Raw genomic sequence first — 25,579 nt, 5'->3', positions numbered from 1 at the left:
ATTAGAAAGACATGATTACATTTTGTGCTTCATTCCAGCCATTACTTTTTTTACTGGTGCTTTAAATACTTCTTTATCGCCATTTGCAAAGTTAAGGTTTACGTCAATAAACTCTTCTTCTTTTAATGGACCAGTTAGTTCAAAAAGCATGATATGTAAGCCGCCTGGCTTTAAAACGGTGTCTGAGTTTTTTGCAATGGTGATAGATTCTACTTCACGCATTTTCATCATGCCGTCCGTCTTTATCACGGTATGCAGTTCAACTTTATTTGCGGCTGAGGTCGTGGCTGATACCAGTGTTCGATCTTTATCGCCGTCATTTTTTATGGTCATGAAAATAGCACTATTAACCGCATTGGGTGGCGTTGCGCGTGCGTATGGATTTTCAATGGTTAATTCACTTTGAGCAAAAGCGGTAGAGCTAAGTAAAAGAGCACTTAGAGCAAAGATGGTTTTTTTCATCGGATATTCCTTTAAGAAGTAATGGTCCCTTAGGGACACGAGTTATTTTTATTGCGAAAGAGACAACATCGCTTTCACTATTGGTTCAGGTGTCATGGTATGAGGCACTTTGGTAATTAATGTTCCATCTGGTGTTAGAAAGTAAAAATAAGAGGAGTGATCAATCGTATACTCTAATGCAGAGTCTTTGAGTTCGGTTTTATGGAAGGTGACGCCGTAACGCTCAGTTAACATATTGATCGCTTGTAGTGAGCCAGAGCTGCCTTCTATCTTTTTATGAAAGTAATGTGCGTACTCAGCAGAGTGCTCTGGTGAGTCTCTTTGTGGGTCAAGCGTGATAAAAATAGGGCGAAATTGAGATAATGTGGTGTCGTCTATCTGGTTGAATGCGCCTGATAGCATAGCTAATGACGTAGGACAAACATCAGGACAGCGTGTAAAGCCAAAGTAGACAATACGAATACGTGGATCGCTCAGATCAAACAGATCAACGGCATTATTGTTTTCGCCATAAAGAGAGACATCATCAGTGAGATTTGCTAAGTAGATCTGTTTTAACGCAAATCCTGCGAATACGATCGCGATAATGAGTAAGAGTTTTTTCATTGTTGAGCCTTTAATGAAATAGTGACTTCTGTATTTCCATCAGTGAGGATTCCTGTCCACACCATGGTATTTTGAGTACAAATAGGTAATAGGATCTCGCCTTCAAACGTGTTGTCGTTGGTTTTGGTTAGCTGAAAAATAGGATTACCCATTTCCATATCGACCCCTTGAAGAGAAAGAAGGAGTTTTTCTGAGTTCGTATTTGGCCATTTAACGGTAATAGAGCTAGGCTCTAAAGGCGTAAGAGTGTCTTTTTGTAACTGAATATCAACGCCATTTTGTATGCAGGGTTGAGTCGATAGCTGGCAAGTATCTTCAATCGCAATGCTTGGCTTGAGCTGATTTTTGACAAAATGAGTCATGTCAGAGAAAAAGAAGCCGATAAGTAATAAGGCAGTAATACAGAATGTTTTGAATACAGTTGAAAGAATTTTCATACAGACAGCCACTCAGAAAAAAGTGCGCAAATGGTAGCATAATGACAATACAGAATAGGATACTAGTTGCGGTAGTGTGAACTCAGTTAAGTTGTCTAAGAAAAGAGGTTATAACAATGGATAAAAAGCGTTGTGAATGGGCAGAGGTTTCTGATTTAGATAGAGATTATCATGATAATGAATGGGGCGTTCCGGTTTATTCTGATGATGAATTATTTGAGTATTTAACTTTAGAAGGGGCTCAAGCGGGATTAAGTTGGTCGACGATTTTAAAGAAGCGAGAAGGATATAGGCTTCTATTTGATCAATTTGATATTGAAAAAATCAGTCAATACGATCAAGAAAAAGTAGATGCGTTAATGCTGGATGTGAGAATTATACGTAACCGACTTAAAATTAAATCTACAATTACTAATGCTCACGCTTTTATTAATATACAAAAAGAGTTCGGCAGTTTTTCTAATTACCTATGGGGTTATGTCGACCAAACGCCTATTCAGAATCATTGGAAAAGCATGTCTGAGGTACCAGCAACAACTGAGTTATCAGATAAATTAAGTAAAGATTTAAAGAAACGCGGCTTTAAGTTTGTCGGGTCAACTATTTGCTATGCTTTTTTACAAGCGACTGGGGTAGTGAATGATCACTTAGTGAGTTGCCCTTGTTATAACAAAGACAGTAAGGAAAAGTAATGAATAAGAAATCATTACCTGATGTAGAAGAAAATATTATTGATACGGTGGATGTTGATGGAACGTATCAAGAAGAGTTACGTAAGAAAAAGGAACGTCGAAATTATCCCTCTAAGCCTGTTTTGTATGAGAGACGATTTAAACAAGATCGTCGTCATAAAGATAAGATAGATATTAAAATCTAAATCTTATATTTACTTATTGAGTGTGAACTATGTCTCATTTTGTGTTTTTTTAAAATAGTTGTAAATTTTCTCAATTTTAATGCTTGCAGACCTGAAAATCGCTTGTATTCCGTACAAAATAGGAGGATTATCCGACCTTCCTATTCACTTGTATCAAAATGTTACTAATATGAACCAGTTCGACTCTTTATTACCGCCACAAATGGCTGAACGCGCTGCTGAAGTTGGCGTAGCAAAAGCAACTAAAGACCCATTCAAATCATTTTTATTAGCGATCACTGCTGGTATTCACATCGGTATTGCCTTCATTTTTTATACCACAGTTACTACTGGCGCAGAGTCAATGCCATGGGGTATGTCTCACTTTATTGGTGGTCTTGCCTTTAGCCTTGGTCTTATTTTGGTTGTCGTCACTGGTGGTGAGCTGTTTACGAGTTCAGTATTAACACTGGTTGCCCGTGCAAGTGGTAAAATTAGCTGGAAAAGCTTGTGTGCTAACTGGGCGGTTGTTTATGTTGGTAACTTTATTGGTGCTATGTTGCTTGTTGGTATCATGTTAGTTGCTAAGCAATACATGAATGATGGCGGTGCAGTTGGTATTAATACGATGAAAATTGCTCAGCATAAAATGCATCATGGTTTTTGGCAGGCGGTTGCGCTAGGGCTAATGTGTAATGTGTTAGTGTGTGTGGGTGTGTGGATGACATTTTCAGGTCGTACATTAACGGATAAAATTTTAGTTATTATTCTTCCTGTAGCAATGTTTGTTTCTGCTGGTTTTGAACACTGTATTGCAAACATGTTCCAAATTCCAATGGCTGTCGGTATTAAAACATTTGCATCTCCTGAATTTTGGGCGGCAAGTGGTTATTCTGCATTAGATTTTGCAGACTTAACATTAAGTAATTTTGTTATTAATAACCTTATCCCTGTGACGATTGGTAACATCATTGGTGGTGGTATCTTCGTTGGTATGGGGTACTGGATCATCTATCTACGTGAGCCAAACCATCATTAATTTGATGCGCTAACTGCTTATGTAAATTTTAGATAGACGTTAGATAAAGAAAAGGAGCGTATTGAACGCTCCTTTTTTATGCCAGTTATTTAGTGATTTTCAACTAGTGGTTTACCTTGATTCTAAAGAACATTGCATAAAAGAGTGGGATAACCACTAATGTCAGTATGGTTGCGAACAACAAACCAAACATAATAGTTACCGCCATGCTTTTAAAGAACGGATCGATAAGCAAGGGAGCAACACCAAGTATGGTTGTTAGTGCTCCGAGTAATACTGGTCTTGCACGGCTTAATGACGCATCAATAATCGCATTGTAAGGGTGCTTACCATTTGCTACTTCCACATCCGCTTGGTCTACTAGTACTATCGCATTTTTCACCATCATGCCGATAAGACTTAAAAAGCCCAGTATTGCCATAAACTCAAATGGCGTTTGGAATACGATTAACCCAACCGATACACCGATAATGGCTAAAGGTGCCGTTAACCAAATAACCAATGGCTGACGTAATGCGTTGAACATGAAGATCACAGATAAAATCATCGCTGCAAACCCATAAGGTGCTGATATTACCAAGCCTTCATTCGCGTCTTTAGAGGCTTTATATTCCCCATACCAAATTAACTGATATCCAGATGGAAGTTCGATAGCTTCAATTTTCTCTCTTACCTGTTTAAAGGCATCCGCAGTCAGTACGCCCGGCGCTGGGTCAGCTTGTACTAAAATGGTCGGCATTCGATCAATACGGCGCAGAATGGCATCTTCCCAAACTAAGTTTGATGATTCAATAAGCTGGCTTACTGAGATAAAACTGCCGGTCGTTGGGCTAAATACCTCTGTATTTTCTATCGCACGTTGATGATTACGCTCTGTTTCTGGTGATCGAGCCATAATTGGAATTAAGTCATTACCTTCACGATAAACGCCAACGTTTCGCCCTGATAATGTTTGAGCGATGGCTTTATTTATCTCTTGTGTGGTTAATCCAAATTGTTGTGCTTTTTCTTCTGAAAATTGAGGGCGTAGCACTGGCACTTGTTGACGCCAATCGTCTTGTACTGCAATCAATTGTGGGTCATTAAGCATGATCGCTTTTGCTTGCTCTGCTAATTGACGCAACACATGGCTGTCTGGGCCTTTAAATCCGGCTTCAATTTTCTTACCGCCGCCGCGGCCTAGCATGAATTTCCATACTTTAATCGACGCATTGGTGTATTTTGCATCCAACTCAGTTTGAAGTTCAACCAACAGTGGAGCAATGTTTTGATAGTCATCAATATCAATCAGTAGCTGACCATAGCTTGGGTTACGCGCTTCTGGTGAGTAGGTTAGCATGAAACGTAAACCGCCACCGCCCACAAAACTAGTGATATTAGTGATGCCTTCTTTTTGTTTTACATCTTGCTCTATGGCCGCAATAGTTTGCTCTGTACGCTTAATGTCTGACCCTTGCGGTAAATAAACATCAACCACAAACTGAGCACGTTGAGACTCTGGCATAAAGCCCGGTGGAATATAACGAACACCATAAATAGAAGTAAATAAAACAACCAATAAAAGACCTAGGCTGATACCACGATGCGCTAATACCCACGTTAATAATTGACGGTATTGTTGACTAATACGGCTTGGTGGTGCTTGGTTATCTATTGCTTTCACGGTTAGAAAATCGTGGCATAGCATTGGCGTGATTGTAATCGCAAATACCCAACTTAATAGCATTGAGTATAAAATCACCCAAAATAGAGATCCTGCGTATTCGCCCATGTCTGATGGAGAAAGACCAATAGCACTAAAGGCACAAATACCTACAACCGTACCGCCCAGAAGAGGCCATTTAGTTGCATTAACGACATCTGAAACGATCTCATCACGGCTGTCATTTGGAGTGGTTTGTAAGCGTACTAAAATACCATCTGTTACCACAATCGCATTATCTACTAGCATGCCTAATGCAATGATCAATGCACCCAAAGAGATCCTTTGCATTGCGATGTCTTGGATTAACATGATGCATAATGTACCTGCAACCGTCAGTAGCAAAACAAAGCCAATGATGATGCCTGAGCGTAATCCCATAAACAGTAATAAGACGACAAATACAATCACAACAGCGGCAATGAGGTTATCAATAAAGTTAGTTACCGACGCACGAACCGAATCCGATTGCATAGAAATGACATTTAGCTCTATCCCTAATGGACGTTGACCTTCTAGCTCTGCAATACGCGCTTTTACGGCATCGCCCATATCAACCACGTTACCGCCTGATACGTTTGAAATACCAAAACCTACGGCGCGCTCACCATTGTAACGAACTAGCATAGACGTCGGCTCTTGGTAGCCACGAGTAACCGTTGCAATGTCACCTAAACGAAGGACAGTATGGTTATTCCCAAGGCTTACTTGCAGGTTATTTAAGTCATCAATTGAGTTAATCCCTGAGTTTGGGATCACAGGAATACGCATTGCATCCGTTTCAATGCTTCCGGCAACCGTTACGATGTTTTGCTTTTGTAGTACCTGATACACTTTTTCTGCAGACACGCCAAATTGCGCCATGCGTTCGCTCGACATTTCAACGAAAATGGTTTCTTGGCGCTCGCCTAGTGTTGCTGTTTTTGCAACGCCAGGGACAAGAACAAGTTCACGTCGTAAGTCATCGACATAATCTTGCAGTTGTTTGTCACTAAAGCCTTCGCCTGTTACGGCAAAAAACAGCGAGTACACATCAGAAAAGTCATCATTAACAATCGATGCGCTTGCTCCTGGTGGTAATTGGCGTTGTGCATCCCCAATTTTGCGACGCAGTTTATCCCACACTTGTTGTAAAGCGGCTTGGCTTTGAGCAAATTCAAGTTTGATTTCAACCGTCACTTCAGACATGCCTTGTTTAGAGACAGATTTCACTTCTTTTACTTCTTGAAGTGATTGAACGGCACCTTCAATAATGTCGGTTACTTCGTCAGATACTTCCTGAGCGGTTGCGCCAGAATAAGGAGTGTTGATTACCGCTTGGCGAATGACAAATTCAGGATCTTCAAAACGACCTAGTTTTAAATAGCTTAAGTAACCACCAAATAAGATCAGAGTGATAAGCACCCACACTGAGGTACGTTTAGTAATGGTATAACGTGCAATGTCCATTTCTATTCCCCGTCACTCATTGCTGATTGTTCAGAATAGGGTTTTACGATCATGTCGGTTTTAATGCTAGTAACACCGGCAATGATAATGCGTTCATTCATTTGCAAGCCTTGAGTAATAACCACTCGGTTTGCCAGTAATTCACCGGTATTAACCGTGCGTTGCTGTACTTGATTTTGAGCATCAACCACCCACACAAATTGACCGCCTTTGTTATCTGGTACGATAGCAGTTAAAGGCACGGTAATGAGTGTGTTTCCTTCTGCTGAGTCTTTTGGATACACAGGAGTCACTTTTACTGTCATGCCTGGTAATACATTAAAGCCGCTTAACTCTTTAAACTTTAGTACCACAGGGTAGGTTTGCGTTATTGGGTCTGCTTGGGTGCCATACGTACTTAATACAAGAGGAAAGCGCACATTAGGAACAGCACTGATTTGAGCAATCGCTTCAGAGCCTTTTAATTCGCCTAACATGACACTGTCTGGAATATTGATAAGTACCTCTAAGTTATCAAGATCATGAATGGTCAATACTGGGCTATTTGCTTGTATTTGCACATGATTATCGATCATCTTACGACCAACAATACCATCAAAAGGAGCGGTCAATTGGGTGTACTCTAATTGACGTTTTGCTTCTTCTAGTCGATTTTTAGCTAGGTTATAGCGAGTGCTTAACGTATCTAAATCACTCTTAGCAATGGCTTGGCTTTTTTCATAAATCGCTTTGCCACGGTTGTATTCTGCTTGGCTATTTTTATATTCAACACGCGCTGACTCTAATGCCGTTTTCGCATCACGAGGATCTAATTGCGCCAGTAATTGTCCTTTTGTTACCTGTTGGCCCTCTTCAACAAGCACGTTAATAACACGTCCATTCATTCTAAAAGCTAAATCAGCACGTTCGGCTGAGCGTACAACACCGTTAAAGCGTAGTTGTGCATTTATACTTGGGCTAATCACTTCAATAAGTGCAGGGCGAATCGTGTCGACTTTTGTTGTTTCTAATTTTGCATCGTTTGAGTCACACCCAGAGATCATTAGTGTGCCAATCGCAAGGCTGACAGCCAGTACGGTTTTCTTCATTAACATAACAGTCGAAATACGTGAGCTCATTGACTCATTCCTCATGAAAAGAGTGGTTGGTTGAACATAAAATAGTCGAGCAAATCATTTTTTAATTACCAAAGTAAACTCGTGAGTTTATTTTATGGTTAAATTTCTTAAAAGTAAACTCTTGAGTGTACATATTTATTTTGAATGGGTAGAATGGTCTAAATTTAGTGATGGAGGGACTATGAAAAAACTGACACGATCACAGCAAAAGCACCTTGATATTATCAATGCGGCAAAAGAAGAATTTATTGAACACGGTTTTCTTGCTGCCAATATGGATAGAATTACCGCCTCGGCTGAAGTGTCTAAACGTACCCTCTATCGTCATTTTGAAAGTAAAGAAGTGTTATTTGAATCGGTATTAACCATTATTAATGACTCAGTAAACGAAAACGTTTCTTATCAATTTGATGAAGAGAAAAGTACCGAAGAGCAATTGAATGATATTGCTTATAAAGAGATAGAAATACTTTATCAAACCTATGGTATTTCCCTTGCTCGCACCATAGTGATGGAGTTTTTACGTCAACCAGAAATGGCAAAAAACTTAATAAAAAATATCTATAGTATTCGCGCAATAACGCAGTGGTTCAATGCGGCAATTGAGGCTGGGCGATTAAAGAATGTCGATTCAAAATTAATGACAGATGTGTACGTGAGTTTATTTCAAGGGCTGTTCTTTTGGCCGCAGGTCATGAATTTGGACACTGAACCGACAGGTGATGCGGTGAAAAGTAAGGTCGATACGGTAACGTCTATTTTTATTCAATCTTATGGTATTAAGTGAGATTGATTTTTTACCATAAAAATGGCGGTGAAGATAAGGTGTATAACCTTGCTTTCACCGCCATTTTTGTTTCTATAGCTTGTTTAAAAAATACGTATTACTTGTCGTTTTTCTTTGCGTACATTTCTAAACCAACCACCAAACCGATACCTAGAATCACACCAACAACAGCAAAGCCAATAAGCGCAGGTTGCTGTGTTACTTGCTCATAGTCAAATGGAGATAGGTTGTGTTCAATTAAAGGGGTTTGTTCACCTTTTGAGTTCACGCGCCATTCAATCACTTCTTTCCAAGGCCAAATTTTACCTAGCGTACCTACCATTAACCCCGTTAAAAAGATTAAGGTAATATCACGGAATTTTCTTAGTAAGAAAGATAAAACATGAGAAAAGCTTAATAGGCCAATGACACAACCTGAAGCAAATAGTCCCATAGTGACCAAATCAAGAGACTTTACGGCACCAAGAACAGGGCTGTACATACCAATAAGCAGAAGAATAAAGCTGCCTGAAATGCCAGGTAAAATCATGGCACAAATGGCAATTGAACCAGCAAGAATATAAGTAAAGGTTGATGGTGTCATTGTCATTGGGTTTAGTACCGTAATGCTATAAGCAAACGCGGCTCCTGCCAATAACATAACAAAACGATCTAATGACCATTTCTCAATTTGCTTAGCGATATGAATAATGGAGATGATGATCAAGCCAAAGAAGAATGACCACAGAGGAATCGGGTGCGTATGCAGCATCCATGTGATGAATTTTGCGAGTGTTAAAATGCTCGTTAAAATACCACCAAAAAGAGAAATGAGGAAAAAACCATTAATGTGTGCAAATGCCGCTTTAAAGCCTTCACGTTTCCATAACCCTAAAATAGAAGGATTAATACGACGGATGCTTTCTAAAAGCGTGTAATAAATACCAGTAATAAAGGCAATCGTACCACCAGATACTCCAGGAACAACATCAGCTGCGCCCATTGCCATACCTTTAAAGAATGTCGTTAAATAGTTCATTTTAGCTCTATATAAATGAAAAAAAACTTATGCATAATGCACGAAGGTACGTGATTATACATAAGTTTTTGTATAAAAAATGTCGTAAAATTAATTATCCCAATATTACTAACGAGATAATAGCTAGTATGTGATTACTTCATCATACTAACTAGCTCATCAGCCATAGCAATTGCTGCCTTTCTATTCGCTAAATTTAACTTTTGGTATAAATTTCGAATATGGGTTTTTATTGTAGTAGGGGCAACATCAAACTCTGCGGCAATTTGCTCATTACTGAAACCAGAATAAATTAATCCAAGCACTTGCCATTCACGATGAGTAAGAGGGCTTGTTCTGATCAACTCGGGAACCTCTGGATTATTAATCACTTTTTCAATAAAGGTTTCATCAAAATGTGCAGAGCGAGAGCGTTCATTATTAGATAATGCTTTTTGTAATTGCTCAATTCGATGCTTTTCAAGTTCGGTGATATTTCCTTTTTGTAGCAATTTGGCTAAGGGTTTTAAAATGTCTTTACCCGCCATTAAAAAGCTACCAATAATACCTGTTTGATTGGATTGCTTTATCGCAAGATGCATCGCTTCGATTGACTCATTAATTTGCTTATTTTCATAAAGTAAAACGGATTCCATTACGGCATTACGGTTAATATCGGTAATCAATTTATGTTGTTGTGCAATGGCCTGAGACTCTTGCAATGTGATAATCGCAGCATCTATCTCACCTAAGTGGTACTGGGCTCTTGCTATGTTACGCCATTGCAGTTGAGTAAAGTGGTTACAACGGGTCTCTGGCTTTTCTGTGTGAGTTAGCCAGTAACTGATAGCATCGATATTGCCTTTTGCTTGCCAATAGAAAAGCTGAGCAGAAGACGCGTTCGCTTTCCAATCGATATGGTAATCAGCTTGGCTTAATAGCTGTTGGCACTTCTCAAGATAGCGCTCGGCTTTGTCTAGTTCACCACGAGCTACCGCTAAACGAGCAAGCATTGAGTAACCACGTAGGTGTTTGGTCTCATCAAAGGGTGAAAGAACGTCTAAGCCTTTCCAGGTGCATTGCTCTGCCTCGTCAAAACGGAACCAGAACCAATAAATCTGAGCGCGCGAACGAAGTAAAAACTCATGCAAAGGTAACTGGCCTAAATCTTGGTCTTTAATCAGTTTGAAACCATTATCTTGTAAATCAAAGGCTGCCTGCATAAAGCCTTGAGCCATTAAGATTTCACTCTGTTGTAGAATCGCCCAGAGTGCTTGGTGATAAATACCATAAGTCATGGCCATTTTTTCAGTTTGCTGCATTAAAGCCAGCGCTTGTGCAAGGTTACCAGAAACGTGGTGGTATTCTCCAATCACCGATGTTGCAACAATTCGGCTGCGGTATTTATTGGTCTCAAGCTCTTCAAGTGCTTTTTCAGCAAAGGCGAGAGCGGATTCAGGGTCATTTTTATTGATGGCTACTTGTGCGCGTAAAGCATCGATTTCGCCTTGCATGTGTCTGTCTAACGTAATGTTGCGTGCAGACATTTCTTTTTGGCCTTCAGAAAGAAGATCGTCCACTTGTAAATAGTTGTGCTGACTTTGTGCTAACCATGCACGAATGATCACAAGTCTGGGTGATGCAAACAAGACTTCTGGGTCAAGTTGTTTAATGGTTGATTCAAGTAACACAAGCTCGCCATTATTAAACAAATGCCAGCCATATTGCGTGAGGATATTAGCAATTAATTGGTCATCTTTAGCGATTTTTGCATGACGAAGGGCTTGATAAATGTTCTCTTGTTTTAACCAAGCTTGGGCTGCTTTTTGTTGTAAATCGGTTTCTTCATGAGAGAGATGACTTTGTCGTTGATGAGTTAAAAACTCGGCAAAGAGGTTATGGAATTTATACCAATCACCATTATCACCATCACTGTTAATAAAAAGCCCAAAGCGATTTAAGTTTTCAATAAGCAATTGCGAGTCATTACGGCTGGTGACTTCTGGCAGCAGTTGGGTGCTGAAACGTTCAAAGACGGCACAACGCATTAAGAATGCTTGAGTTTCTTTATCTAAATGGTCAAACACTTCTTCAGCAAGATAATCCCATAAATGAGTATGATTAAGCTGAGCCATGACCTGCGCCGAGTTACTTAACGGCTGATTGTGTTGAATGCTGTGGAGTGCAATCAATTGCAAGGCAGATGGCCACCCTTCAACGTGTTTACGAACATTGGTAATTGATTCTTGGTCAATATCACTATTAAGACGTTGATTAAAGAAAAGAGAAGTCTCAGATTGATCAAAAGCCAAGCTTTGGTTATCAATCTCAATAAGCAGATCTCTAACTCGTAAATTAGCGGTATTTAGTGGTGGCTGAGAACGGCTAGTAATAACCAAAGTGAGATTATCAGGTAAATGTTTAAGGAAGAACTTTAACCCAAGATGAATCGCTTCATTGGTGATTAAATGATAGTCGTCGAGAACGAAGTAGGCTTCATCTTGAAAGGGAATAAGCTCAGTGAATACTTGAGAGAATAAACTCGATAGCGAAGCAAATTGACGTTTTTCAGTCAACGCTTTGGAATGGGGGAGCTCTAATTGAGTCGCATTGCTGATGGCTTGAATGAAGTATTTGGCAAATTTAAATTCATCATTATCCGCCTCATCTAAACTGTACCAACCTGTTGCTTCTTTGTCGGATAACCATTGTGCTGCCATGGTTGTTTTCCCGTAGCCTGCGGGAGAGCGAAATAAAACGAGTCTATAATGCATCGCATCAGCGAGGATATCGAGAACACGTTGTCTTATGATGGCGTTATGCAAACGTCTTGGGAAATGCAATTTTGATGGTATTAACATAATTATTGTTCTTCTTAAAAATACTGAGGCAATTATCCTTAATAATGTTACGAAATGTCTTATCTACGCCCCATAAATGTGATCTATGTTTTTATTTAGTTTGTGTTTGTTTTATAAATCAAGATCTTTAATTACACATTAAAGATTAATTTTGGCAATGTTTAAAATTGTGATCTTGTTATCGTTTTGTGTTTTATGTGGAGAATGTGTGTTTTTCATCACACCAAAAAGCAGGTAAGCCTACAAAACTTGCTGCTTATCACACTTAAATTGGCTGTTTTTTACTACGCCTTACTTTCATTTATTCTCCTCCCCCTAAGAGGATGATGCGACCACTGGATGAAAAAGGCAGGATTAATCACAGTTGATTTATGAACCTTCGTGAGAGACATAAGATGAAAACGAACAACATTAAAGATTTTGATAAAGCAACATTTCAAGCTTCTGTAAAACAGCATTTAGTTACTACGTTTGGTGCGGATGAAAAAACAGCATCATCAAAAGTATGGTATTTAGCGATGGGTAAAGCTTTGGCTGAGCTAACTACATTTGACCTTGTAGGCACTGAAAATGATGAGAAAATTAAAAACGCACGCAGCGTAAACTATTTATCTCTAGAGTTTTTAATTGGCCGCCTAACAGGCAACAACCTTATTAGTATGGGGCTTTACGAAGAAATTACGGCTGCAATGGGTGAGTTAGGGCATAACTTAACGAATTTATTAGAAGAAGAGCGTGATCCTGCATTAGGTAATGGTGGCCTTGGTCGTCTAGCTGCGTGTTTTATGGATTCGTTAGCGGCACAAGAGTTCCCAGCGATTGGCTACGGTCTACACTATGAATACGGCCTGTTCCGTCAGTCTTTTGAAGATGGACGCCAACAAGAAGCACCTGATGCATGGTGTGGTGTAGAAGGCTACCCTTGGGAAGTAGCGCGTCCAGATTTCGCACAAAATGTTGGCTTCTATGGTCATGTTGAAACTTATACTGAAAATGGTGAAGAGAAGCGCCGTTGGGTTCCTAGTATGTCAGTAGAAGGTATGCCTTGGGATTTACCTATTGTGGGTTACCAAAGTGATACGGTTTATCCACTGCGTTTGTGGGAATGTCGTGCAAAAGCACCGTTTAGCTTAGCTAGCTTTAACAATGGCGATTATTTTGAAGCGCAACATGCTCTAATTGATGCGGGTAACGTAACGAAAGTCTTGTATCCGAATGATAACCATGAGAAAGGTAAAACACTGCGTTTAATGCAGCAGTACTTCCATTGTGCATGTTCGATTGCAGATATTTTACGTCGCCATGATGCGGCAGGTCATAAGATTGAAGATCTTCCAAAATACGAAACGATCCAACTAAACGACACTCACCCAACGATTGGTATTCCTGAATTAATGCGCATTCTAGTAGATGAGCGTGGCTTAACATGGGATGCGGCATGGGCTATTTGCTCTAAGACATTTGCTTACACTAACCATACGTTACTTCCAGAAGCATTAGAAACGTGGAGCGAATCGCTAATTTCTCGCTTGCTTCCTCGTCACATGGAAATCATTTATCAGATTAACTACCTGTTCTTAGAGGGCGTAAAACTGAAATGGCCGGGTGATGTAGATAAATTACGTAAGCTATCAATCATCCAAGAAGGTACTCACCGTATGGTGCGTATGGCGAACTTATGTGTTGTTTCTTCTTATGCCGTAAATGGTGTAGCGGCACTTCATTCTGAGTTAGTTAAGCGTGATTTATTCCCTGAGTTTAATGAATATTTTCCGGGCAAATTAACCAATGTGACTAATGGTGTGACACCTCGCCGTTGGTTGAAGTTCTGTAACCCAGGTCTTTCTGAGCTTATTTCATCTAAAATTGGTAATGAGTGGCCAGCAGATTTAGACCAGTTACGTGATATTGCCAAATTTTCCGATGACGCGAAGTTCCAAAAAGACTTTATGGCGGTTAAAAAGCAAAACAAGCAACGTCTTGCGGATTGGGTTCAAGAGAACATGGGTATTGAACTAAATACTGATGCGATCTTTGATGTGCAAATTAAACGTCTGCATGAATATAAACGTCAGCATTTAGATCTGTTGAATATTCTTTCTTTATATCACCGTATTTTGAATGAACCGGGTTTTGATATGCACCCACGTGTGTTCTTCTTTGCTGCAAAAGCAGCGCCGGGCTATCACTTAGCAAAAGAAATCATCTTTGCTATCAATAAAGTAGCTGAGAAAGTAAATAACGACCCTCGTGTGTCTGATTTACTGAAAGTGGTCTTCATTCCTGATTACCGAGTGAGTATGGCTGAAATCATCATTCCAGCAGCTGACGTTTCTGAGCAAATTTCTACCGCAGGTAAAGAGGCATCAGGTACGGGTAACATGAAAATGGCGCTAAACGGTGCGTTGACTGTCGGTACAATGGATGGTGCAAACGTTGAGATCCGTGAAGAAGTTGGCGACGAAAACATCTTTATCTTTGGTCTTGATGTTGATGAAGTTGAAGCGCTAAAAGCCTCTGGTTACAACCCATATAAATATTATGAGGCAGATTCATTACTGCAAGCGTCATTAGATCTTCTTGCTGGTGATGAGTTTACTCCTGGCAAAGTTGGATTGCTATCAGCAACGCGTGACAACCTACTTTATGGCGGTGACCCGTACCTAGTACTGGCTGACTTTGCAGATTATGTTCGTGCTCAAAATGACATTGATGCGGCATATCGTGATCAAAAACAGTGGGCGAAAATGGCTATTTTAAACACTGCTCTTGTAGGCAAATTCAGTTCTGACCGTAGTATCCGAGATTATGTAAATAACATCTGGAAACTAGAAGCAGTAAACCGTTAATTGATTATGAAATAAATAATGAGGGCAGTGTTATGCTGCCCTTGGAGATAAGCGATGAAAGATAATAATAATGTACTACATCAGGTCGCAAAGCAGGCTGGGCTAGCAAATAGTTATGTAAGCGCTTGGGGCGATGAAGCAAAAGTCAGTGACGATACCTTAACGTGTCTACTGGCTTCTTTAGGTTATGATACGAAGAATGATAAAACATTACTTAGCTCTTCTGAGAAAATGTTGAAGAAAGACGTATTAGCGCCAGTTAAAGTGATTCGCGATAATGAGCCATTACAAATAGAAATGCACCTAGGAAAAAGTGCTCGCATTAGTGAATTTAACTGGAAAGTAACCACAGAAGAGGGTGAGACACTTGAAGGTTATTTGCAATCTCAAATCATTGAGGATGACCGTGAAAATGGTGGTGTATTATTATTCTCTTTACCTACGTTAGCATGGGGTTACCATACATTAGAAATCATTCGCAAACGTCGTAAAGCACCTTATGTAATGACATTGATCGTGACACCTCAAGCGTGTTTTAAACAAGAAGCGATCACTCAAGGCAAAAAAATGTGGGGCCCAAGTGTTCAGCTTTACACGTTAAGAACCGCGCATAACTGGGGTATCGGTGATTTTGGTGATCTTAAGCAATTAGTCGGTGATATTGCGGTACGTGGTGGTGACTTTGTTGGTTTAAACCCTATTCACTCTCTATTCCCTGCTAACCCTGAAGGAGCGAGCCCGTATAGCCCATCTTCTCGTCGTTGGTTAAATATTCTTTATATTGATGTTTGTTCAGTGCCTGAGTTTGCACTGTGTAATAACGCACAAGAATTGGTTGGCAGTGCTGAATTTCAACAACGTTTGAATGAAGCTCGTCAGTCTCATTGGGTAAATTATACTGAAGTATCTGCGCTAAAAATGAGCGTACTTCCTTTGTTGTTTGCTGAGTTTAAAACGCGTCATTTAGATAAGGGTAGTGCTCGCTCTGATGCGTTCCTTGCGTTTGTCGAAGAAGGTGGCGAAAGTCTGCTTCATCAAGCGGCATTTGATGCGCTGCATAATTCACTTTATACCCAAGATCAAAGCATTTGGGGATGGCCAGTATTCCCTAGTGAGCTTCAACACTTTGATAATAAGCAGGTACAGCAATTCATTAAAGACAATCGCGACCAAGTTGATTTGTACATGTACTTACAATGGATTGCTTTTACGCAAATTAATGATGTTCAGCAGTTTGCCGAGAAAAAAGGCATGGACGTAGGTCTGTATCGTGATTTGGCTGTTGGGGTTGCTGATTCTGGTTCTGAAACGTGGGCAGATCATGGCAATTTATGCCTAGATGTAAGCATTGGTGCTCCGCCAGATATCTTAGGTCCACTAGGTCAAAACTGGGGTTTACCACCATTAAATCCCCATGCATTGCAAGCGACAGCTTATGAAGCGTACATCGAATTACTGCGTGCCAACATGAAAGCTTGTGGTGCATTGCGTATTGACCATGTATTAGGGCTATTACGTCTGTGGTGGATCCCTAAAGGGGAAAATGCAACTAAAGGCGCATACATGTACTACCCAGTAGAAGACATGTTGTCTATTTTAGCCTTGGAAAGCCATCGTTATGAGTGCTCTGTGATTGGCGAAGATTTAGGTACCGTTCCTGATGAAATCGTTGATTTACTGGCTGATGCTGGCATTCACTCTTATAAAGTGTTTTTCTTTGAAACCGCTGAAGATGGTGGCTATTACTCTCCAACACATTACCAAGAGCAATCAATGTCTGCGTTGTGTACGCATGATATGCCAACTTTGCGCGGCTTCTGGCATTGCGATGATTTAAAAATGGGTGAAGAAATTGGCTTATACCCAGATGCGGAGCAGTTACAAGCGTTATTCGAAACTCGAGCGGAGTCTAAGCAAGAGATCTTAAACAGTGTTGATTTCCATGGTTTCTTACCTGAAGGCGTTGGTCGTGATGCGGCTTATGTTCCTATGGATAGACATCTGAGTGATGCGCTTCAGTGTCATTTGGCAGCCGGATCGAGCACGCTTCTCAGTTTACAGCTTGAAGATTGGCTAGAAATGGATAAACCAGTTAACATACCGGGGACTGTTGATGAATATCCAAACTGGCGTCGTAAGTTATCTATTACTTTGGATGAGATCTTTAATCGTCAAGAAGTGAATGAGTTAACTAAGCGTTTAACTGACATTCGTGCTCAAGCTAGCCGAACATAATAGGAGTATTTACGTTGAACTTACTTGTTGAACGTAAAGAAAAGGACATTTATATGCAGCTTGAAAGAGCTGCATTTTCAGATCCATTTTCTTTTTTAGGTCCACAATATCAATCTACTGACATTGCATTGCGTGTTTGGCTTCCAGGAGCCACTTCCGTTAGTGCACGCCTTTCTTCAAATCAAAAAAATCACGTATTACACACTGAACCTTCTCAAGAGGGGATGTTTATTCTCAATGAGCCTCTCGATTTAACTGATCAACATTATCAGTTAGTCGTTAATTGGGATGGCATAGAGCAAGTCATTGACGATCCTTATCAATATCATGATATTGCCCCAAGTGATGCTCAAGCGCATACGCCAAAAGAGATGTATAACCATCTAGGTGCACACATCATGACAGTTGAACGTTGTGGTGAATCAGTACAGGGTGTGCGTTATGTTGTTTTTGCTCCAAATGCATCAGCAGCCAGTGTGATTGGTGATTTCAATCAATGGGATGGCCGTCGTCATCCAATGCAGCGTATTGATAATGGGCTTTGGGCTTTGTTTATCCCTGAACATACAACAGGGGTAAAATATAAGTTTGAGCTTAAAGGGCCTCAAGGAGAAGCACTGCCTCATAAAATGGACCCATTTGGCGCTCATAATGAACAATACCCCTCTTTTGCTTCCGTGGTTTATGACCAAACAAATTATCAGTGGCAAGACTCTGCATGGCAAACACGTCCGGTAACACAAAAACAGAAAGAAGCACTCTCATTTTATGAGCTTCATGCGGGATCGTGGAAGCGAAATGAGCAAGGAGAGTTTCTGACTTATCGTGAGTTGGCTGAGCAGCTAATTCCATACATGGTTGATATGGGATATACTCATCTTGAATTAATGCCTGTATCTGAGCATCCATTTTATGGTTCTTGGGGTTATCAGCCGATAGGCTTATTCTCACCAACTAGCCGATTTGGTACGCCTGACGATTTTAAATATTTTGTTGATCAGTGTCACCAAGCTGGCCTTGGAGTGGTATTGGATTGGGTTCCTGCACACTTCCCATCTGACTCGCATGGCTTAGCAAATTTTGATGGTACATCATTGTTTAATGATCCAGATCCACGTCGTGGTTGGCACAATGATTGGCAAAGTTTCATTTATAATTATGACCAACAACACGTACGTGAGTTTTTAGTTTCAAATGCTTTGCATTGGTTTGAGCATTTCCATATTGATGGCTTGCGTGTTGATGCGGTAGCCTCGATGCTTTACCTTGATTATTCTCGTGAAGAGGGTGAGTGGATCCCTAACTGGGATGGCGGAAATCACAACCATGGTGCTATTGCGTTATTGAAATGGATGAACGAAGAAGTTTACTCTCATTATCCAAATGCAATGACTATTGCTGAAGAATCAACGGCGTTTCCTGGCGTATCAGCACCAACCTTTGATGGTGGTTTAGGTTTTGGTTTTAAATGGAATATGGGCTGGATGCATGACAGTTTAAGCTATATTCAAGAAGATCCAATCCATCGTCGTTATCATCACGACACCATTACTTTCCCTATGGTTTATGCTTTTAGTGAAAATTACGTATTATCACTTTCTCATGACGAAGTAGTATATGGAAAGGGCGCTATTCTAGATAAAATGCCGGGAGATGAATGGCAAAAAACTGCAAATATGCGAGCGTACATGGGTTATATGTATGGCCAGCCTGGTAAGAAGTTAAACTTTATGGGTGCAGAGATTGCCCAAAGTGCAGAGTGGGATCACGATAGTCAACTACAGTGGTTCTTAACCGAGTTTGATCGTCACTCTGGTATGCAAGCTTTAGTTCGTGATTTGAATAAAATGTACACGTCACAACCAGCACTGTATCAAAATGACTGTAGCCCGTGTGGTTTTGAATGGCGTTTGCAAGATGAAGCAGAAATGAGCGTATTAGCTCACGAACGTTTAGGCGATAACGGTGAGCGTATTTTGGTGGTGAGTAATTTTACACCAACACCAAGAGAAAACTTCCGTTTAGGTATGCCTATTTCTGGTGAATATGAGTTACTACTTAATAGTGATGCACACTTCTATGGAGGCAGTAATTACGATGTGGTTAGTAACGTGAAAACGGAATCTATCGAGTCTCAGGGATTACCTCAATCTATCTTAATCACCTTGCCTCCTCTTTCAACGGTATTCTATCGTTTAAAGTAAGTTGTCCAAAAATAGTAAAATAATATATAGCCCTGAATTATGTTTGTGATTCAGGGCTATTTTTATGTATTTATTTTATTCGGGTAATAAATATTCGTCAAAGCCAAGTTGAGTAAGATTTTCAAACGCTTCCCAAACATCATAGGGAATATCCTGCGCTTCTTGATAACCCAAGGTTGGATAGATTTTTAGTCGATGTAACTCACCTAAAATAATACTAGCGACATGATCAAACGTTACGTCGTCAGTCGGGTAATTGATAAAACTAATATTAGGGGAGGTGATACAGAATTCTATATCGTTCCAGTTTTTTAAGAAAGTAGCAAGTAGTCTTCTTTCCATATAAGGCTTCTGAACTAACAGCAGAGACTCAACCTTGATATTTTTTTCTTTAAGCAAATCTTGAGTAAAGAAAATATTTTCACCCGTATTAGTCGCTTTTGTTTCCACAAGAATAGCAAAAGAGGGAACCCCCATATCTTTAGCTACATTTGCAAAAGTTTCAGCCTCACTTAAGTGGAACAAGCCTTCTGTCGCACGTCCTTGCGCCCCTGAGAAGATAAGCAAAGGGGCATACCCATCAAGATAGAGCAGAGCAGCATGTTCAGCAACACGTAAATCATAGCTACATAACACAAAGATAGCATCGCTTTTTTTTATCTCTTGATTTAAAAGATGATAATCCCAAATAAGTTGAAGCTGTTGAAACAAACTGAGTGCCATACCATGATCCCTACTAAGTAACTATAGTTCAAATAATTGCACTGTAAGTCATCACTTTCAATTACTATTTTATGGCATGAATAACTATATATAGGATTGGTAAATACAATGTTAACTATTTGTGTTGGCTGGTCTGGGAATATTGAACTAAACCACACTATCGTATGAATTTATATTGCAAATAAATATAAGTTACATGTTTCTCAGATTTGTAAAAAAAATATGTTAAGTTAATCCCAAATAATGTTTAAAGTCGCTATTAATTCATAGTGGCTATATTAACGATAATCTCAAGGAGAGAAAATGGCTGGTGTATTAGGAATGATTTTGGCTGGTGGTGAAGGCTCACGCCTACGCCCGTTAACTGAGTCTCGCACAAAACCTGCGGTGCCGTTTGGTGGTAGCTACCGATTAATTGATTTTGCATTAAACAATTTTGTAAATGCAGATTTAATGCGAATTTATGTTTTAACCCAATTTAAGTCACAGTCTCTATTTCAACATATGAAAAAAGGTTGGAATGTAAATGGAATTACCGATCGCTTTATTGACCCCATTCCAGCTCAAATGCGTACAGGAAAGCGTTGGTATGAAGGAACAGCCGATGCTATTTATCAAAATATTAGCTTTATTGAAGCATCAGAGCCGGAGCATGTATGTATTTTTGGTTCTGACCACATCTATAAAATGGATATTCGACAAATGCTCGATTTCCATAAGAAAAAGCAAGCAGCACTGACTGTTTCTGCACTTCGTATGCCTGCGAAAGACGCCACTGGCTTTGGTGTTATTGAGGTAGATGAACATGGGAAAATGATTGGTTTTGAAGAGAAACCAGCCAATCCCAAATGTATTCCAGGTCAACCGGGCATTGCTCTTGTCTCTATGGGAAATTACATTTTTGAATCTGAAAGTTTATGTAAAGAGCTAAAATATGATGCAGATCTTGCAGATTCGTCGCACGACTTTGGTAAAGATATCATTCCTAAGATGTTCCCTGAAGGAAATGTCTATGTTTATGATTTCAGCACTAACCAAATTACAGGTGAAAAAGAAGAGGTATATTGGCGTGATGTAGGTACGATTGAATCGTATTGGGAAGCACACATGGATCTTCTTAAAAAGGACGCTCCATTTTCTCTTTATAACCGTAAATGGCCGCTACATACCTATTACCCGCCACTTCCACCAGCCACATTTAGTGATTCAGATAATGGACGAGTGCAAATTATTGACAGCTTAGTGTGTGGCGGTAGTTATATTCGTGGCTCTCGTATCGAGAAGTCAGTTCTAGGTTTCCGTAGTAATATTGCTTCAGCGTGTGATATTAGCGAAAGTATTCTTTTAGGTGATGTAAAAATCGGTAAAGGTTGTGTTTTACGCCGAGTTATCATTGATAAAGGTGTAGATATTGCCCCTGGAACTGAAATTGGTGTTAATCTTCAAGAAGATAAGAAAAAATATCATGTTTCAGATGAGGGTATCGTAGTTATCCCTAAAGGAGAGAGAATTGGTTACTAAGACGCTTTCAATTTTATTTGTAGCATCTGAGGTCGAAGGATTGATCAAAAGTGGAGGCTTGGCAGATGTTGCCAAGGCTCTGCCTAAATCGCTTAAAAAGTTAGGTCATAATGTCAGCATTGCAATGCCTGCTTATATCACTATTCCTGGTCGAGATGATGCCGATATCTTATTAAGTACAAAATTAGAGCATTGGCCACACACCGCATATCAAGTTCGAGCGTTAGATGTGGACGGTGTACCTGTATTTGCTATCGAGTGTGCAGAATATTTTGATCGTGCAGAAATGTACGCAGAAAATAATCAAGCGTATGCTGATAATGGTGAGCGTTTCGCTTTTTTTAGTGCGGCTTGTTTGGATATGCTGCCAAAATTGAACATTAAGCCAGAAATCATTCATGCTAATGATTGGCATACAGGCTTAGTCCCATACTTACTGAAAAAACGTTACAGCAATGATGCGTTTTTTGCACACACCCGAAGTGTGCTTTCTGTTCATAATGCGGTGTTTAAAGGTATCTTCCATTATGATGAGATTGAATGCCTTTCTGAGTTTAAATCACATTATGTGCCAGAAGCGGCTGTCAGTCATAGCCATGTCAGCTTACTTAAAGCAGGAGTGTTATGTGCAGATAAAATTAATGCAGTAAGCCCTACGTATGCCAAAGAGCTGCTGACAGAGCTTGGTTCTCATGGTATGGCTAATGAATTTCAGTCAAGAGAAGCTGATCTGTTTGGTATTCTGAATGGCTGTGATTACAGTGAGTGGAGCCCTGAAGTAGATAGTTTTATACCTAAACAGTTTAAAGCAAATCGTATCAGCATGGTTCGAGGCAAAAAAGCGTGTAAAGCGGCTTTGCAAGCAGAAGTGAATCTTCCTCAAAAAGACGTTGCTGTCTATGGCATGGTTTGTCGTTTGACTAACCAAAAAGGCATTCATTATCTATTACCAATCTTAGAACAGTTCTTAAAAAATGATGTTCAAGTCGTTATTGTGGGTACAGGTGATCCCTTTTTGGCGAATCAACTGGCGGAGATCTCTGCGATTCATAGCGATAAATTTGCTTTTGTTGAAGCTTACAGTAATAAGTTGGCACACTGGGTAGAAGCGGCTTCAGACTTCTTTTTAATGCCATCAGAATTTGAACCTTGTGGCTTAAATCAAATTTATAGCATGGCTTATGGCACATTACCGATTGTACGAGAAGTTGGTGGTCTTAAAGACAGTGTTATTGATTATGATACTGACTCTGAAAATGCGACAGGCTTTAGTTTTAAAAAACCAGACCCAATAGAATTACTGTTGGTACTAATGCGTTCTTTATTACTGTATAGCCAAGATCTTAATGAGGTTAAGCGCGTGCAGTTACATGCAATGACGCAAAATTTTAGTTGGGATGAAGCGGCAGATAAGTACCTTAAGATGTATTTGTCGTAATTTGAATAAAACAGCTAATTGACAATATTTAGAGGAAAGGCATTACGTCTTTCCTTTTTATTTAAGGTCGATAAGCGTATAGGATCAGATAAATTTTACTGAAACTGTATCTTGACGTTACTTGGGTATAGAATAACGCTCTTTACTGGCTAGGTATCGCATCGTGATTTCAAAACTTCCTAAATGGGTCGAATACGGCACCTTCTTTCTAGCACTTTTAGCTGGGATCACTAACTCAGTAGGCTTACTGGGTTTTCAGCACCAATCTATCTCTCATCTCTCTGGTACTGCAACGTTGCTTGGAACTCAACTGCTTGGGTTCAACGAAACAACATGGCACTTATTCTTTATCATCTTTAGCTTTATCTTAGGCTCTTCACTAAGTAGCTTAATTGTCGGTTGTACCGCATTAAAATTAGGGCGCCGATATAATTTCGCACTCTGTATTGAAAGTATTTTGTTGTTTACTGCAATGATTGTTTTAGGTGAAGGAAGTCAGTGGGGGCATTACTTTGCTTCTGCGGCTTGTGGATTACAAAATGGCTTGGTTACCACTTATAGTGGCGCAGTAGTTCGTACCACTCATGTAACGGGAGTGCTTACTGATCTTGGGATTATGCTAGGTATGAAGTTAAAGGGAGAGCCGATTCATCGTCGTCGTTTAGCATTGTATTTATTTATCGCATTGGGCTTTGTGTTTGGTGGCGTGATTGGTGGTTATTTCTATCCTTTTCTTGGGATAAATACGCTAGCTATTCCTGCGACATTATGTGCGTTGTTAGCATTTTCTTATTCAGTTTATTTATACCAACATAAAGATTATTAATGGAATTGGTATATCAAATAAAAATGGCCGCTAACTTAGCGGCCATTTTAGTCTTAATCACTAATTTTTAATTTAGTATTAAGAGTTTGATGTTTGTACTAGTGGCTTGTATGGGTTATCTGCTTTACGGCACGCTGCTGTAGTAAAGATAACATCTGTTGAGCTGTTTAGCGCCGTTTCAGCTGAATCTTGAACTACACCAATGATAAAGCCGATAGCAACGACTTGCATTGCAATATCATTTGAAATACCAAATAGGCTACATGCTAATGGGATAAGCAGTAATGAACCGCCAGCAACCCCTGAAGCACCACATGCAGAAACCGCAGCAACTAGGCTAAGTAGTAATGCAGTAGCCAAATCAACTTCAACACCTGCTGTATTTACCGCTGCAAGCGTTAATACGGTAATTGTGATTGCAGCGCCTGCCATGTTAATCGTTGCACCTAGTGGGATTGATACTGAGTAAGTATCTTTGTGTAGGTTTAGACGTTCGCACAGCGCCATGTTTACCGGAATATTTGCTGCAGAGCTTCGTGTGAAGAATGCCGTTACACCACTTTCACGTAAGCATAAGAAAACAAGTGGGTATGGGTTACGTTTCGTACGGATAAATACGATAAGTGGATTCACAACAAGGGCAATGAAAGCCATTGAACCAAGCAGTACAGCTAACAGGTGAGAATAACTCGCTAGTGCATCAAAGCCTGTTTCAGCAAATGTGCTTGATACTAAACCAAAGATACCAATCGGAGCGAAACGAATAACAACCGTTACAATGTCTGAAATACAGTTAGATAGATCAATAAAGACTTTTTTGGTAGCATCAGAGGCAGAGTGTAGGCCTAAACCTAACGCGACAGCCCAGCCTAAAATACCAATGAAATTACCTGTTATTAACGCATTGATTGGGTTATCAATGATTTTAAACAGTAAAGTATGAAGGACTTCAGCAATCCCTTCAGGTGCGCTGTTAGTTGCAGCATCTGTAACTAAAGTAAGGGTTGTTGGAAAAAGGAAGCTCATAACCACAGCGGTTAATGAAGCACAAAAAGTACCCACTAAATATAAAACGATGACAGGTTTCATGTTTGAATCTTGTCCTCGTTTTTGGTTAGCGATAGAAGAGGCAACCAAAATGAAAACAAGGATAGGAGCAATTGCTTTAAGTGCGCTAACAAATAGCTGACCAAACAATCCCGCAGAAGTGGCGATATCTGGGGATAAGGTAGCAAGTGCAACACCTGCAATAATACCAATAAGTATTTGAATTATGATGTTTGTATTCATCATACGAACGAGTAGGGGCTGGGCTTGCGACATATAAAATTCCTTTAAATGAGTACTACATGCATCTTATCTGATGCTTATGCGAAGAATGGTAACATTATTGTCTATTTTTTTGCACTATCTTGTTAAAGACTTCTCGAAAAATGCCGATAATATAGAGAATTAATGAGTTATCAAAC

General features: G+C 39.8%; 19 protein-coding genes. 10 read left to right on the top strand and 9 right to left on the bottom strand.

Going from position 1 to position 25,579, the window contains the following annotated elements:
- Positions 1–15 precede the first annotated feature (15 nt).
- The 3 genes from PVK63_RS04710 to PVK63_RS04700 are packed head-to-tail and all read right to left on the bottom strand — an operon-like array spanning position 16 to position 1,505.
- Entirely contained in the window at positions 16–462 is a 447-nt protein-coding gene (locus PVK63_RS04710; protein ID WP_130086305.1) for a copper chaperone PCu(A)C, read from the bottom strand.
- A gap of 48 nt (positions 463–510) precedes the next feature.
- Complete coding sequence (locus PVK63_RS04705) at positions 511–1,068, bottom strand: SCO family protein (protein WP_130086306.1); 558 nt, start codon at positions 1,066–1,068, stop codon at positions 511–513.
- Positions 1,065–1,505, bottom strand: coding sequence for a hypothetical protein (locus PVK63_RS04700; protein WP_130086307.1), 441 nt, complete (start codon positions 1,503–1,505; stop codon positions 1,065–1,067). The genes PVK63_RS04705 and PVK63_RS04700 overlap by 4 nt, the downstream gene beginning before the upstream one ends.
- 116 nt (positions 1,506–1,621) lie before the next feature.
- Here PVK63_RS04700 and PVK63_RS04695 point away from each other — a divergent pair, with 116 nt between their 5' ends.
- The 3 genes from PVK63_RS04695 (at position 1,622) to focA (ending at position 3,400) form a co-directional block, all read left to right on the top strand.
- Positions 1,622–2,197, top strand: a complete 576-nt coding sequence (locus tag PVK63_RS04695) for a DNA-3-methyladenine glycosylase I (RefSeq protein WP_130048364.1) — start codon at positions 1,622–1,624, stop codon at positions 2,195–2,197.
- Positions 2,197–2,382, top strand: a complete 186-nt coding sequence (locus PVK63_RS04690) for a hypothetical protein (protein ID WP_130048363.1) — start codon at positions 2,197–2,199, stop codon at positions 2,380–2,382. The genes PVK63_RS04695 and PVK63_RS04690 overlap by 1 nt, the downstream gene beginning before the upstream one ends.
- 169 nt (positions 2,383–2,551) lie before the next feature.
- Positions 2,552–3,400 carry a formate transporter FocA gene (gene focA / locus PVK63_RS04685; RefSeq protein WP_130043646.1) on the top strand — a complete coding sequence of 283 codons (849 nt, stop codon included), beginning with the start codon at positions 2,552–2,554 and terminating at the stop codon, positions 3,398–3,400.
- Positions 3,401–3,503: 103 nt separating this feature from the next.
- Here focA and PVK63_RS04680 read toward each other — a convergent pair whose 3' ends face one another.
- Together PVK63_RS04680 and PVK63_RS04675 are read right to left on the bottom strand one after the other, a co-directional pair.
- Complete coding sequence (locus PVK63_RS04680; protein ID WP_274439904.1) at positions 3,504–6,551, bottom strand: efflux RND transporter permease subunit; 3,048 nt, start codon at positions 6,549–6,551, stop codon at positions 3,504–3,506.
- Positions 6,552–6,553: 2 nt separating this feature from the next.
- Complete coding sequence (locus PVK63_RS04675) at positions 6,554–7,669, bottom strand: efflux RND transporter periplasmic adaptor subunit (protein ID WP_274439903.1); 1,116 nt, start codon at positions 7,667–7,669, stop codon at positions 6,554–6,556.
- Between the two features lie 181 nt (positions 7,670–7,850).
- On the opposite strand from PVK63_RS04675, the gene PVK63_RS04670 reads away from it, so the two are divergent.
- Positions 7,851–8,456 (top strand): TetR/AcrR family transcriptional regulator, encoded by a 606-nt coding sequence (locus tag PVK63_RS04670; RefSeq protein ID WP_130086310.1) that lies wholly within the window; start codon positions 7,851–7,853, stop codon positions 8,454–8,456.
- A 97-nt stretch (positions 8,457–8,553) separates the two neighbouring features.
- Here PVK63_RS04670 and PVK63_RS04665 read toward each other — a convergent pair whose 3' ends face one another.
- Both PVK63_RS04665 and malT read right to left on the bottom strand, forming a co-directional pair.
- Entirely contained in the window at positions 8,554–9,474 is a 921-nt protein-coding gene (locus PVK63_RS04665; RefSeq protein WP_274439902.1) for a DUF368 domain-containing protein, read from the bottom strand.
- A gap of 134 nt (positions 9,475–9,608) precedes the next feature.
- Positions 9,609–12,314, bottom strand: coding sequence for an HTH-type transcriptional regulator MalT (gene malT / locus PVK63_RS04660; protein WP_274439901.1), 2,706 nt, complete (start codon positions 12,312–12,314; stop codon positions 9,609–9,611).
- Positions 12,315–12,709: 395 nt separating this feature from the next.
- Between malT and PVK63_RS04655 the strand changes: the two genes are divergently transcribed.
- From PVK63_RS04655 to glgB, 3 genes are read left to right on the top strand one after another with little or no spacing between them, the layout of a single operon-like run.
- Positions 12,710–15,163, top strand: coding sequence for a glycogen/starch/alpha-glucan phosphorylase (locus PVK63_RS04655; RefSeq protein WP_274439900.1), 2,454 nt, complete (start codon positions 12,710–12,712; stop codon positions 15,161–15,163).
- Positions 15,164–15,217: 54 nt separating this feature from the next.
- The gene (gene malQ / locus PVK63_RS04650; RefSeq protein WP_274439899.1) at positions 15,218–17,398 is read left to right on the top strand and encodes a 4-alpha-glucanotransferase; all 2,181 of its coding nucleotides are present in this window, start codon (positions 15,218–15,220) and stop codon (positions 17,396–17,398) included.
- A gap of 53 nt (positions 17,399–17,451) precedes the next feature.
- On the top strand, positions 17,452–19,602 hold the full coding sequence (gene glgB / locus PVK63_RS04645) for a 1,4-alpha-glucan branching protein GlgB (protein WP_274439898.1): 2,151 nt from the start codon (positions 17,452–17,454) through the stop codon (positions 19,600–19,602).
- 75 nt (positions 19,603–19,677) lie between these two features.
- Here the strand turns inward: glgB and PVK63_RS04640 are convergent, their stop codons facing one another.
- Positions 19,678–20,325, bottom strand: a complete 648-nt coding sequence (locus PVK63_RS04640) for a YdcF family protein (protein WP_274439897.1) — start codon at positions 20,323–20,325, stop codon at positions 19,678–19,680.
- Between the two features lie 303 nt (positions 20,326–20,628).
- Between PVK63_RS04640 and glgC the strand changes: the two genes are divergently transcribed.
- The 3 genes from glgC to PVK63_RS04625 all read left to right on the top strand — a co-directional run bounded on the left by glgC (position 20,629) and on the right by PVK63_RS04625 (position 24,110).
- Positions 20,629–21,846, top strand: coding sequence for a glucose-1-phosphate adenylyltransferase (gene glgC / locus PVK63_RS04635; protein WP_130043656.1), 1,218 nt, complete (start codon positions 20,629–20,631; stop codon positions 21,844–21,846).
- Positions 21,836–23,284 (top strand): glycogen synthase GlgA, encoded by a 1,449-nt coding sequence (glgA, locus tag PVK63_RS04630; protein ID WP_274439896.1) that lies wholly within the window; start codon positions 21,836–21,838, stop codon positions 23,282–23,284. The genes glgC and glgA overlap by 11 nt, the downstream gene beginning before the upstream one ends.
- A 163-nt stretch (positions 23,285–23,447) precedes the next feature.
- Positions 23,448–24,110: a YoaK family protein gene (locus tag PVK63_RS04625; RefSeq protein WP_130043658.1), complete on the top strand. Its 663-nt coding sequence runs from the start codon at positions 23,448–23,450 to the stop codon at positions 24,108–24,110.
- 78 nt (positions 24,111–24,188) lie between these two features.
- Here the strand turns inward: PVK63_RS04625 and sstT are convergent, their stop codons facing one another.
- Positions 24,189–25,433 carry a serine/threonine transporter SstT gene (gene sstT, locus PVK63_RS04620; RefSeq protein WP_274439895.1) on the bottom strand — a complete coding sequence of 415 codons (1,245 nt, stop codon included), beginning with the start codon at positions 25,431–25,433 and terminating at the stop codon, positions 24,189–24,191.
- Positions 25,434–25,579 lie beyond the last annotated feature (146 nt).

Origin of the sequence: Aliivibrio sp. S2TY2 (genome assembly GCF_028765525.1) — a bacterium.
Classification (GTDB): Bacteria; Pseudomonadota; Gammaproteobacteria; order Enterobacterales; family Vibrionaceae; genus Aliivibrio; species Aliivibrio finisterrensis_A.
Note: the sequence above shows the minus strand (reverse complement) of the source record. Positions and strands in the feature narration are given on the sequence as shown.